This is a genomic window from Sediminitomix flava (assembly GCF_003149185.1).
GTDB classification, from domain to species: Bacteria; Bacteroidota; Bacteroidia; order Cytophagales; family Flammeovirgaceae; genus Sediminitomix; species Sediminitomix flava.
On sequence record NZ_QGDO01000001.1, the window covers coordinates 985,756 to 997,970 of the forward strand.

10 protein-coding genes are annotated in these 12,215 nt (G+C 36.8%); 2 read left to right on the forward strand and 8 right to left on the reverse strand.

Annotated elements, in window-relative coordinates; all coding sequences use genetic code 11:
• Positions 1-5 precede the first annotated feature (5 nt).
• The 4 genes from BC781_RS03760 to BC781_RS03775 form a co-directional block, all read right to left on the reverse strand.
• Positions 6-836 (reverse strand): hypothetical protein, encoded by an 831-nt coding sequence (locus BC781_RS03760; RefSeq protein ID WP_146201615.1) that lies wholly within the window; start codon positions 834-836, stop codon positions 6-8.
• Positions 837-871: 35 nt separating this feature from the next.
• Complete coding sequence (locus tag BC781_RS03765) at positions 872-2,380, reverse strand: SusD/RagB family nutrient-binding outer membrane lipoprotein (RefSeq protein ID WP_158281388.1); 1,509 nt, start codon at positions 2,378-2,380, stop codon at positions 872-874.
• Between the two features lie 4 nt (positions 2,381-2,384).
• Entirely contained in the window at positions 2,385-5,417 is a 3,033-nt protein-coding gene (locus tag BC781_RS03770; RefSeq protein ID WP_109615899.1) for a SusC/RagA family TonB-linked outer membrane protein, read from the reverse strand.
• A gap of 722 nt (positions 5,418-6,139) precedes the next feature.
• Positions 6,140-7,054, reverse strand: coding sequence for a tetratricopeptide repeat protein (locus tag BC781_RS03775; RefSeq protein ID WP_109615900.1), 915 nt, complete (start codon positions 7,052-7,054; stop codon positions 6,140-6,142).
• Between the two features lie 186 nt (positions 7,055-7,240).
• Here BC781_RS03775 and BC781_RS03780 point away from each other — a divergent pair, with 186 nt between their 5' ends.
• On the forward strand, positions 7,241-8,431 hold the full coding sequence (locus BC781_RS03780) for a glycosyltransferase (protein WP_109615901.1): 1,191 nt from the start codon (positions 7,241-7,243) through the stop codon (positions 8,429-8,431).
• A 30-nt stretch (positions 8,432-8,461) separates the two neighbouring features.
• Positions 8,462-9,130, forward strand: coding sequence for a metal-dependent transcriptional regulator (locus BC781_RS03785; RefSeq protein ID WP_109615902.1), 669 nt, complete (start codon positions 8,462-8,464; stop codon positions 9,128-9,130).
• A gap of 89 nt (positions 9,131-9,219) precedes the next feature.
• Here BC781_RS03785 and ttcA read toward each other — a convergent pair whose 3' ends face one another.
• The 4 genes from ttcA to BC781_RS03805 form a co-directional block, all read right to left on the reverse strand.
• Complete coding sequence (gene ttcA / locus BC781_RS03790; RefSeq protein ID WP_109615903.1) at positions 9,220-10,029, reverse strand: tRNA 2-thiocytidine(32) synthetase TtcA; 810 nt, start codon at positions 10,027-10,029, stop codon at positions 9,220-9,222.
• Positions 10,030-10,128: 99 nt separating this feature from the next.
• Entirely contained in the window at positions 10,129-11,037 is a 909-nt protein-coding gene (locus tag BC781_RS03795; RefSeq protein WP_109615904.1) for a S66 peptidase family protein, read from the reverse strand.
• Between the two features lie 79 nt (positions 11,038-11,116).
• Complete coding sequence (locus tag BC781_RS03800) at positions 11,117-11,623, reverse strand: OmpH family outer membrane protein (RefSeq protein ID WP_109615905.1); 507 nt, start codon at positions 11,621-11,623, stop codon at positions 11,117-11,119.
• Between the two features lie 38 nt (positions 11,624-11,661).
• Positions 11,662-12,162 (reverse strand): OmpH family outer membrane protein, encoded by a 501-nt coding sequence (locus BC781_RS03805; RefSeq protein ID WP_109615906.1) that lies wholly within the window; start codon positions 12,160-12,162, stop codon positions 11,662-11,664.
• Positions 12,163-12,215 lie beyond the last annotated feature (53 nt).

Sequence of the window (12,215 nt, forward strand, 5' to 3'; positions counted from 1 at the left end):
CCTACTTATTGGATCATTGCACTGATCTCTCTGTTGTAGATTCTTGAAATCCCTTTCGTATTTGTTGCTTTGGCTTCAAAGAACATCTCATTCTCTGAAGTGAATACGAACTTAGAACCATCAGCTGATTTAGCAATTACTTCAAGTACTGAGGCATCTGATTGACTTACTAGCTCTGTAGCACCAACTTCTGTTAGTACCCATTCTGTGATAGGAGGCTCATCTCCTTCTGATTCTTCTACGACAACTTCTTCAAAGAATGTCATGAAGGTTTCCAAATCATAAATGGCTAAATCATCTACAAATACTGATTGTAAAAACTCATGAGAGAGTTCAGGTACAATCTCGTTTGCAATTTCATTGATGAGAACAGATTCAATAGAGCTTAAGTAGCTTAAATCCTCTTCTTTTACAGGCGCATATTCTGGAAGAATAAGATGTGCATGGTCTGTGATATAAGCACTCTGCGCTGTTTGCCAGTCTTCAATGAAGTTTTCTGATTTAGTGAAAATATTTCCTTTCTCACCTAAGGCTTCATCATCTACTTTCTTATTGTAGGCATAAGTCTCTTCCCCTGAAGTAATCGAATATGTCAATGTATAAGATTGAAGTATCCAAGCATTGATTTCTACACTTTCAATGTTATCATCTTGTCCCCAATATCTAACTCTCAGATCAAACTCTTTCCCTGCAGCTGAAGCCTTAACCCTATCCATTGTAATTGTTGGAGCATCACCTGTTACAGTCCCTTGATCGGCTAAAGGATCGTTTTCCTCACAGCCCGTAAAAAATAGGACTGCAAGTACTAAAAGTATGGTATATGTCAATCTTGTCATGATTTCTATTTTTAAGGTTAAAAAAAGATGATAGGTTATTTTTGCCACCACATTTTTTTAGTAATCCAGTCTTCTGCTTTTGCACCCAATCTCTCGATTTCTGGAAGATTGTAGATATACTCCGTTTCTGGATCATAAGGAAGACGGTTGAACCAATCCCCATGCATTTCAGGAAGCACCTGTGAAGGATAAGTCATTCCTCTGAACACCGTTGGGTCAAAATTGTATCTACGCATATCCGTCCAAGACTCAGGAGCAAGGTAAAGTGCTACATATTTTTGCTCCATGATATCTGCCAACGTTAGTGCATCTACAGATTCAGCTACTAAATCGGAATCCATTAAGTCTTCAACTTCAGAAGTTTCAACACCCAACCTTGCAAGATTCAAGCGAATACCTTCTTGGTAAGCGGCAAATGCTGTTGATTTATCTCCTGTTTGGAATGCTGCTTCTGCTTTGATGAACTGTAATTCTTCATCTAGGAAAAGAGGCTGAGAGGATAAATCTAAAGTCCAGTGACCGCCATAAAGTGTTGGGTAATCATTGGCACTCGCTGTTCCTAGCCCTTCCGATACAATAATTCCATTAAAGTTTTCTACTCCACCTTGACCTGCATTAGCTGCTGCAGTCATCAGTTTTGCTAAACGAGGATCCTCAAAAGATGCGGACTTTACTTTTGACATAAAGAATGTTGTTGGCAAACTCGTATCTAAATCATTTGTAACGTGATCCCACTGCGGTCTAGACTTAGAAGGTCCCATTGGGCTTGTAGACCAAGTTCCAGAACCGTCATATCTATAAAGTGCTCCTTCAAAACCAACTTGTTCTGCTTCTGAAACAGCTTCTAAAACTTTCGCGTATCTATCTGGCTGAATTGCGGTAAGGTGCAAATGCATTTTAGCTCTTAAGGCTTTGTTTAGCCCTTCCCACTTTCTGATATCTCCTCCATAAATAAGGTCTTCCCCATTACCCATTGGTAAATCCTTCGCCGTCCCTGCCTTTTCGTATGCTACATCAGCTTCTGCCAATAAGTTTTCAATGTATTTATACACCTCTTCTTGAGCATCGTAATGCGGATCAATTACTCCTTGAAAAGCTTCATAAACGGGCATATCACCAAAGTGGTCTGTGGCAAGCATCGTACTGTATGCCATAATCGTTTTACCGACGGCTACATAATTGTAGTTTTCATCTTTTTCTGCACGAAGAATCAGGTTATTCACATTTCCTCCTACATCAAAATAATGACGTCTCCATTCTCCAATACGATAAGGGTTTCTGTAATCCCACTTATCATGAAATGAACTCGTTCCCCACAATGTCGTTCTGTACTGAGTTGTATATGAATCTCGAAGTGTATGCTGATAGAAAGAAATTGAAAGCATTCCTTCAACTCCTGGTAATAAGAAGTTTGGAGTAGTGGTTACAGGATCATCTTCTGGTTGGTTTACATCCAAAAAGCTATCCATGTCACAGCTTGTTGTTCCTACTAAAAGAACCAACAAGAATGTCCATAATTTATATGTTAAATTAAATCTTTTCATGTTCTTAGAATTTAGCATTTACACCAAATGTGAAACCTTTTGTTGGAGGTACCCCGAAGTAGTCAATCCCCATTGTACCCGCACCAGCCGTAGATGAACCTGTAGAGTTCACCTCAGGATCTCCACCTGAATAGTTGGTGAAAAGAAGTAGGTTACGACCTGTTGCTGAGAACTCCACATCTTTGATTTTCCATTTGTCTAACAACGAATTTGGAAGTCTGTAGCTAAACGTCACATAACGAAGTCTCAACCAATTCACATCTTCTACAAAGTTGGTTCCTACTTGTTGGTAGTTATCTCTGTAGTAGTCGTAGTCCATCACAACTTCCTTCTCATTCTTTTTATAAGTTGTATTTCCTGCTTCATCGGTTACTGGTACTACTCCGTCAAAGACAATTGTTGCATCTCTATAATTCTCTAGCATCTTATCTTGACCGTAAGTAATCATGTGATAACTATTGGCATTCAAGACATCGCCTCCAAGACTGCAATCAAATAAGAATGAAAGACCGAAGTTTTTATAAGTAAAGCTGTTTGTCCAACCTGCAATCAAGTCAGGCATTCTATCTCCTATATTTTTTCTTTGTGTATCAACAACAGGATAACCATTCTCACCAATAATCATTTGTCCATCAGGTGTTCTTGCATAATCAGTGCCTGTTACACCAAATACTGTTTCTCCCACAAATGAGCTACCGTATGCGGTATTCCCCATCACTTGAGCCTGTGCAATCACATATTCTGACACGAAACTTGGTAACTCTTCAAGAGTAGATTTTGATTGAGATAGGTTCAAAGTTGAATTCCATGTGAAATCCGCTTTCTTGATAATATCTGCATCAATCATTAATTCCCAACCTGAGTTATCAATTGTACCTGAGTTAAATGTCTGAATGATATAACCAGTTACTGGAGAAATACGGGCCGTGATAATCTGATCATGAGACACTTGGTTATAAACAGCTCCTTCTACTCTCAAACGACCATCCAAGAAGGCCATATCAATACCTATTTCTCTAGACTCTGTTCTTTCAGGTTTCAAGTTCGGGTTACCCGCTGTATGGTAGTTGACAAATCCGCCATTCGCACCCAAGTAAGGAGTCAATGTTGGATACAACTTCTGAATAGGAGCATCCTTACCTACTTGTGCATAAGAGACATGCAACTTACCGTATGATAGAATATTATTTTCTGGTAGAAGTTCTCCGAACACAATACCTCCAGAAACTGCTGGATAGAAGAATGACCTGTTGTTTACTGGCATGGTAGAAGACCAGTCATTACGACCTGTAACGTTTACATAAGCCACACCTTTATAGTCCAACTTCACATCTCCGAATACACCAACTCTATTTCTTTTTCGTGTTGATTGTTTCGAAAATACCTCTTCCATATTATTGATAGAGATCAAATCTTTATTCAGTAGTCCTCTACCTTCTTGAATGGCTCCATAGCTTTCATACATTTCAACGTTATTACCAACCAAAGCACTCAATGTAAAACTTTGATTAAAAGTCTTGTTGAAAGATGCAGTTATCGTTGAAGTTGTAATAGAACTCATTGACATCACTCTGTCCATTCCCCCTTGGAAATAACCGACAGTAGAATAGGCCATCTTTCTCTCATATTTGTTTGTGTACTCGTCACGTCCGAGTCGGTATGAGATATTGAGTGATTCAAAAGGTTGCCAGTTCAGATTCGTATTTACGATCAAACGATTGTTTTGCTCCTCTACAGGGTTATGATCTAAAACCCAAAGCTTGTTATCAAATTGAGGACCTGCTTCTGTATCAGTCACTAGACTAGGAAGTGCCCAAACCTTTTCTCCATTTGCTTCCTTGTAATGAGTAATGTCTTTTGTAGACGGCCAAAGCATTACATTTCTTGCAAAACCACCTGAATAATTTAAAGCACCACGTATGTTTGTAGAATTGATGTAGTTGGCTGATGCTCCTACTCTTAGATTATCTCTAAGTTTGAAAGTACCTTTTAATAGTATACTTGTTTTATCATAACCTGTCATAGGTACTACCCCATCTTGTGTAAGATTATTGATAGATGCATACGCCGTTGTATTTTCAGTTCCTCCAGAAATTGTTGCACTGTTGGTAAACGCTGCCGCTGTTTGGTAAAAATTCTCAGGATTATTATATGTCTTTTCATCGGGTCTAAGAAGCGGTCCCCACATCATCATGGTTTCATCGTTTGCAAGACCAAGACTACCCTGTGAATATTTTTTTTGTTGCTCTGGTAACCTTCCTACTTTATCAATATCTACCGAGCTAGAAAATGTCACTTGTGTTTCACCTGCTTTACCACTTTTAGTTGTGATAATAATTGCTCCGTTGGCACCATCCATACCGTAAAGCGCTGCAGCTGCAGGACCTTTCAAAACAGTCATGCTTTCAATATCATTTGGGTTGATATCGGCGGCCCTGTTTACCCCACCATTTTGAGATGAGTTATCGATCGGAATACCATCAATGACAAAAAGTGGTTGGTTATCTCCTGTAAGTGAATTGGCTCCACGAATCATAATCTGAGAAGATGCACCTGGCATACCTCCACCTGAAGTAATCTGAACCCCTGCTACTTTACCTTGTAGCGCATTAACCATGTTAGACTGCTTAGATTGTACAAGTTCTGCAGCATTCACTTCTTGTACAGCATAGTTCAAAGCTTTCTTTTCTTGCTTTACCCCAAAAGCAGTTACTACAACTTCCTGAAGTTCTTCAGCATCAATTTCCATGAATACTTCCACCTCAGACTCAGTACCGATCTCTACTTCTTGCGGCTTATAGCCCACATAAGTAATCAATAGGGCTGTTTTTCCTTCTGGTACGAGCAATGTGAATGCTCCGTCAAAATTGGTGATTGTACCATTTGAAGTACCCTTTACAACAATGTTTGCACCAATGACTGCAGTTTTGTCTGATGCATCTCGGACGACACCGCTAATTGTTCTTTCCTGAGCAAATGTCAAGGTAGAGCAGAACAATGCGATCATCCCAAAGAGTGAAACCTTTAGTAACCTCATATCCAAAAATTACTGTTTACAAAAAATGTTATCTCGTGGTTTTATAGATCAAAGGATGTAATCATATCAGTTGTATTCCTTATCCACGATGTGAAATTGACACTTATGAGATTTAAAATCCTCACTGAAAATAAGGATAAACAGAAATACACATTTAAGATGATAGGTAGAATTTAGCTATAAAATACTAAATATCAACCCATTAAATTCACTCCTCAAAAATTCCTGTATCCTTTATTTCATCATCATTTTTAGAGAATTGGTGGTTACTTAGCAGAAGGTGTATGAAATCTAAGTAAAACTCTAAAAACATCTGTTTAATTAAAATTTCAGAAATTTGGTATCATTCAAATAATCTAATGTTAAAAAATACCAAAGGACAAGGTGCAAAATTTAAAGCTTAGCTTCACATAATGATTGTTAAGCCTAAGTAGTTGAATAAGTGATTTTGGGTTTAAAAAAATATTGTTCTTTGAGAAACTCTAAAAACTCATAAATGAAAGAAGGAGACGAACACAGTTCTTCAGACTCGACATTTTAGCAAACTTTGGAGTCTAAAGCCTCTAATTTCCATTTCTTAATTCGAAGACCACTTCATTAACTCTTCGAATAGAATACCCGAAATCATTTATCACAGTAATTATTTCACTTTCAAATAAAAAAGCCCTAAAAAGACATAATGCTTTCTAGGGCTTGAACCTCTAAATATGTATTGAAAAATCTTACCAATCTGGTCGGTCAGAATTTTGTGGTTTCTTAGACTTACGCTTCAATTGCTGATAATACTGTTGCTCTTTATTTTTCAAAGCTTCCAATATCATTTTAGCCTGATCTTCAGACATCTGTATCTCTTCCATACGCTGCTGCTTTTGCTGCATACGCTGTTGTTTTTCTTCTTCCGCTTTTTCCTCTTCAGATTGCTCAGGTTGTTGCTCTTTTTCGCTTTCAGATTCTTTTCCTTCCTGATCCTGATTTTCCTTCTCTTCGGCGTCTTTTTCGTCATCAGACTTATCAGACTCCTGTTCTTTATTCTCTTTCTCAGATTCCTCTTTTTCTTTAGATTCATCTGAGTCTTCATTTTCTTTATCCTGATCGGAATTCTCCTTATTCTCCTGTTCTTTATTCTGCTCGTCTTGGTCTCCTTTTTCGTCTTTATTTTGATCGTCTTGGTTCTGCTGATTTTGCTGTTGCTGATCTTGCTCCTCCTTCATTTTCTTGACAATCTCATAATTTTGGCGAGTGACCTCATTCGTTGGGTCAGCCTTCAAAGCTTCTTTAAATGAAAAAATAGATCTTTCCAGATCTGGTTTTTCACCTTCCACAGCCATCATTCCCAATTGGTGATAAGCCGCCGACTTCACCATATTATCATTATTCCTACTCAACTGCTCATAAAGCGGTTTTGCACTATCCTTTTGCCCTGCTTTGTAATAAGCATGAGCTAAATTTAAAAGTACAGCCGCATCTTCCACTTCTTCAGTGTAAACCAGATGTTTGTATTTTTCTATGGCAGTATTATAATCTGAGGCGAGAAAAGCTTCTTTGGCAGCTTCTTTATACTCATTAATACGAGCAATCTTAGTAGGATCAACAGACCCTAGCATTGTCAAAAGTAAGATAGCAAGTAAGTGCTTCATGATTTAAAAAGAATAAAAATGATTGACAGTACGATGTATAGACCATATTTCGGACTGTATACTAATGTGGAATATACGACTTCGGATATCTTTAGTAAAATGTCTTTTTGTTTGAGAAAGGATTTTTAAGATAGTTTAAGAATAGTAATCAACACATTCATATTATTCTATTTCCTTCTCATATTCATGATTAAAGTGAATGAAGGAAAAATTCCTATTTTAAAAGCTATCAAACTAGCTTACCTTTGTACAACAGCACGAATTCGATCAGGGTATCAGATGAACAAGAAATCTATTTTTTTAGCTTCTACACAAAAACCTATCAATGATAGTAGAATGTTTGAGAAATTTGCTTTATCGCTCTCTCAACATTTCCGACTAAGCGTTTTTGGATGGAATGCACCTGTCCCTAATGTTCCCGAGATTGAATTTATCTGCCTTCACACCACTCAACGTTTACAATGGTATAAAGAGTTTTGGAAAAGTCTTCACACTCAAAAACCAGACTATATCATCGTTCATCATCCCGAATTATTGCCTGTCTCTCTCGCCTATAAAATCAAGCACCCTAGTGTTTGTTTATTTTATGATATGCAAGAGAATTATTTTCGGAATTTCCATTATCAAAATCTGTATCCCAAAGGCATAAAAACCATACTTGGTATAGGCTTTAGAACTCTGGAATATTTATCACTACCATTTCTTCAAAAAATCTTCTGTGCCGAAAAGTGCTACCCCAATGAAATTCCATTTATAAAAAAGAAAGCGCTCGTTCTTGAAAATAAATACAAGAGTCTCTATCCTTCTGAAAAAGATAAAATCAAAGAACCCTTAAAACCTAAAGTCCTTAAACTGCTTTTGTGTGGTACAATTTCTAAAGTTTTTGGAGCAGAAAGAGCCATTGAATTTGTTGAACGTCTAAACCAAGAATCAACTTTGGTTCAGCTTAAAATAATTGGAAAAGGAGTTGAAGAAGATTTAATTTCTGAGATCAAGGAAAAAGCAGAGAAACTAGATTATATCACAATTGAAGGTATTGACCAACTCGTAGCTCATCAGCAAATTATAAATGAAATGAAAAAAGCTGATGCAATACTTCTTCCTTACCTTCCAAACAAAAGTACGGAAAACTGTATTCCAACGAAGCTCTACGAAGCTATGGCTTTGGGGATTCCTATGTTAATTCAAAAAAATAAACTGTGGGAAACAATCATTAAGAAACACCAGGCAGGACTTATGATCGACTTCCATTCTACTAACACTCAAATCGTTAATACATTTCTGGAACAATCTTTTTACCCCAACGGTATTGTGAAAGAAGCTTATTGGGAAAATGAGGAGAAAAAATTATTGAAAGTCATGAGAGAAATACGCTAATTGCAAACCGTTTGTATAAAAAATTTGACCATGATTAAGCACGACTTCAGTCATTCCGAAGAGAATTATATCAAAACCATATTTCATTTATCAGAACAAGAGCAAAATGTATCGACCAATGCTATTGCTGATGTTTTGAAAACAAAACCTGCTTCGGTTTCAGATATGTTGAAAAAACTTTCTCAAAAGGAAGTGCTCAATTATGTAAAATATAAAGGTGTTTCACTAACGGAAGAAGGCCGTAAAGTTGCACTTTGGATTATTCGAAAGCATCGACTTTGGGAAGTTTTCTTGGTTGAAAAACTGCATTTCAGTTGGGATGAAGTTCATGATGTAGCCGAACAGCTAGAGCATATCAAATCTACTCGAATGATTGAACGCTTAGACGAGTTTTTAGGCTTTCCTAAATTTGACCCACACGGCGATCCGATTCCTGATGCTGATGGAAACTTCCAAGAACAACAAACAATTTTACTGTGTGAAGCTACACTCAAAAAAGGCTATAAGGTCGTAGCTGTAAAAGATACAGAGAAAGCATTGCTTCAATACCTGGATAAAATAGGAGTAGGTATTGGTAGCAAAGTCGAGGTTTTAGATAAAATTGAGTATGATGGTTCTTTAGAATTAGATATTGATGCCCGTAGCCGAAAAATAGTTTCTAAACAGGTTGCTGAAAATATCTTGATTTTGGAAAACTAAGGTTCAAATAACCTAACAATAAAAAAGGTCTTGATAAAAGTAGAAATACTCTTATCAAGACCTTTTTCTTTATCTAAATACGCTGAAATCTAAGAAATCATAAGTCCCTCTTCAGGAATCTTAGATTCTAAATTATCAAAGTCATAAAGCTCTCTATCCATCAAATGAGAAGGTGATACATTCTTGATCGAATTAAAGATCACTTCCAATCTATTCGGATTCTTTTCTTCCCATTCTTGAAGCATCTGTTTGATATTCTGACGCTGTAAACCTTCCTGCGAACCACAAAGATTACAAGGAATAATCGGGAACTGCTTAATCTCAGCAAATTCCTCAATGTCCTTCTCCTTACAATAAGCCAACGGACGAATGACAACATGCTTTTCATCATCCGTTCTATACTTTGGTGGCATCGCTTCCAATTTACCACTGAACATCATGTTCAAGAACAATGTCTCAATAATATCATCTCTATGATGTCCTAAGGCAATCTTAGTTACACCTTGCTCTTCAGCAAAAGTATAGAGTGTTCCTCTTCTCAAACGAGAACAAAGACTACACATCGTTTTACCTTCTGGAACCTTGTCTACAACAATACTGTAGGTATCTTTCTCCAATATATGATAATTGACATTGATGCTGTCAAGATAGTTTGGCAAAACATCTTCAGGAAAACCTGGCTGTTTTTGATCTAAGTTTACGGCAATGATCTCAAACTTATACTTTCCCGTTTTCTGAATGTGCATCAAGATATCAAGCATAGTATAACTATCCTTTCCTCCCGAAAGACAAACCATCACTTTATCTCCATCCTCAATCAAAGAATAATCTGCAATTGCATTCCATACAGATTTCCTTAATCGTTTTGTCACTTTCAAATCATCAATTTCCGATACCATAACAGTTAATTATTACGCATTTATTTTCAGACAATTCGTAAGTTAAGGAAATAATTTCAGAGGGCTTACAATTCATTCACTGATATTCGAGAATCGCTATTAAGATAAGTGACTCAGAATACTCCCACTTTCGTTGACTTCAATACTAATTTCACAGCCCAATACCAAAGGATAATTAGGCTGTTCGTGTCCTATTGCAAAGTTGAAAGCTACAGGATAATCAAATTCCTTTACTTTTTCAGTAATAATTTCTTCTGGAGTAAGTGGAAACTCATTCTCATCGTTCTTTCTCGTATCAGTAATCTGACCAATTACTAAAGCCGCCAAATGATCTAGTTTCCCACAACGCTTCAAATGTGTCATCATCCGATCTATGGTGTAACGGTATTCCCCTATTTCTTCAATAAAGAGAATTTTGCCTTTCATATCAATGTCTACCAAAGAACCTACTTGATCATTTACAAGGGCTAAATTTCCACCGACAACTACTCCTTGTGCACTTCCAATTCTGTTCAACGGAGAAGCTTCGGCTAAAAGAGGCTCTAAACCTTCACCAAATAAAAATTGCTTTAGATTTTCCCTAGAAGGAAGAGAATCTTCTAAACCCATTTGAGCTAACATACAAGCATGCAAACTCTGTACATTTTCGCTATTGATTTTATAATGTAGGGCAGTAATATCGCTAAAACCAATAAGCCACTTTGGGTTCTCTACAAATTTGGTCATATCAATTTGATCCAAAATTCTAGTTAGCCCATAACCACCTCTTGTACATAAAACAGCTTTTACCTCAGGATGGTCAAATGCCCACTGAATATCTTCAAGTCGTTGTTCATCTGTAGCGGCAAGAGAACCATAACTATCTCGGATATACTTACCCTCCAGTACATTAAGCCCCCAAGATTCTAAATAAGAAAAACCGGCCTCAATTTTGTTTAATGGCGCAGGACTAGACGGGGCAATAATCGCAATTGTATCGCCTTTTTTTAAAAAACTGGGTTGTTTCATCTTGAATTAAAATAGTTAGTTCAAAAAAAACCTGTCATCAGTGTTGATGACAGGCTTCATATTGAATATTGCAAAAATATTATTTAGCTACTTTCACTTTCTCAATCACTTTACCAGTGATATCGTCTTTTCCATTATTGAAAAGAAGCATTGTAATTGGTAATACTTGAGAGTATCCCGCTTCTTTAGCGACATCCTCAATACCTTTTACAGCTTTTTGTTGCATTGGAATAAGCGCTGCTTGCTCTCTTTGCATCATATCTTGTTGCGACTTTTGTTGGAACTCTTTCAAGCTTGCATCCAATTGTTGTAACTCTCTTTCTTTTTCTTGAAGAACTAAAGGTACCCAAGTCTCTCTGTTTGCAACGTATTCTTTATACTTTGCTTCAAACTCTTTTTGTTTATTGATAAATGAAGCTTCCAATTGCTTACCGTAACTCTCTAATTGAGTCATTTGTGTTTGGTACTCAGGCATTGCTCTGATTACACTATCCAAATCTACATAACCAAATTTTGTTTGTGCAGAAGCAGAACCCATACCCACTGCCAAGAAAGCTACTAAAGCAAAAATAAATCTAAGTTTCATTGTATATAGTCTTTTAAATATTTCGAAATAATATTGGCTTAGTTAAGCATTTTATCGATAATCTTCTGTGTATAATCCTCCACATCAGATCCGTATAAAAGAATCGTAGAAGGAAGCACCACATCAATACCTTCAGCTTCTGCTACAGTTTTGATACTTGCATCCATCTTTTCTTTGATAGGCTTCAATAACTCTTGCTCTTTTTTCAATACTTGAAGTTGAGCTTCTTGTTGCAATTGGTAAATCTCTTGCTCTAGAGCTTGAAGTCCTCCAATTTCCTCTTGAAGTTGTTGAGGCGTCATAGATTGTTGTTGCACTTGAAGATTCTGCTGCTTTTGCTGAAACTCCTTTACTTTAACATCTATACGACCTTGGAATTGCTTTTTATATACTTCTAATCTTTTCTGCGAATTTTTAAACTCTGGCATCGCTACCTTGATGCTGTCCATGTTTACATAAACTGCTTTTTGCGTTTGAGCAAAAGAAACAGTAATGCTCATGATCATTACAGCAAAAAAGCTGTATAAAACTTTTTTCATGCTTATAAAAAACTTAATTGGTTAAATCCTTCCTCCTAAAAATTCGAATTAGC

Excerpts from the sequence above, each read along its gene's own strand:
- BC781_RS03775 (WP_109615900.1), bottom strand. The coding sequence starts at position 7,054 with ATGAAGCACTTACTTGCTATCTTACTTTTGACAATGCTAGGGTCTGTT.
- BC781_RS03795 (WP_109615904.1), bottom strand. The coding sequence starts at position 11,037 with ATGAAACAACCCAGTTTTTTAAAAAAAGGCGATACAATTGCGATTATT.
- ttcA (WP_109615903.1), bottom strand. The coding sequence starts at position 10,029 with ATGGTATCGGAAATTGATGATTTGAAAGTGACAAAACGATTAAGGAAA.
- BC781_RS03770 (WP_109615899.1), bottom strand. The coding sequence starts at position 5,417 with ATGAGGTTACTAAAGGTTTCACTCTTTGGGATGATCGCATTGTTCTGC.
- BC781_RS03765 (WP_158281388.1), bottom strand. The coding sequence starts at position 2,380 with ATGAAAAGATTTAATTTAACATATAAATTATGGACATTCTTGTTGGTT.
- BC781_RS03805 (WP_109615906.1), bottom strand. The coding sequence starts at position 12,162 with ATGAAAAAAGTTTTATACAGCTTTTTTGCTGTAATGATCATGAGCATT.
- BC781_RS03780 (WP_109615901.1), top strand. The coding sequence starts at position 7,241 with ATGATTAAAGTGAATGAAGGAAAAATTCCTATTTTAAAAGCTATCAAA.
- BC781_RS03785 (WP_109615902.1), top strand. The coding sequence starts at position 8,462 with ATGATTAAGCACGACTTCAGTCATTCCGAAGAGAATTATATCAAAACC.
- BC781_RS03760 (WP_146201615.1), bottom strand. The coding sequence starts at position 836 with ATGACAAGATTGACATATACCATACTTTTAGTACTTGCAGTCCTATTT.
- BC781_RS03800 (WP_109615905.1), bottom strand. The coding sequence starts at position 11,623 with ATGAAACTTAGATTTATTTTTGCTTTAGTAGCTTTCTTGGCAGTGGGT.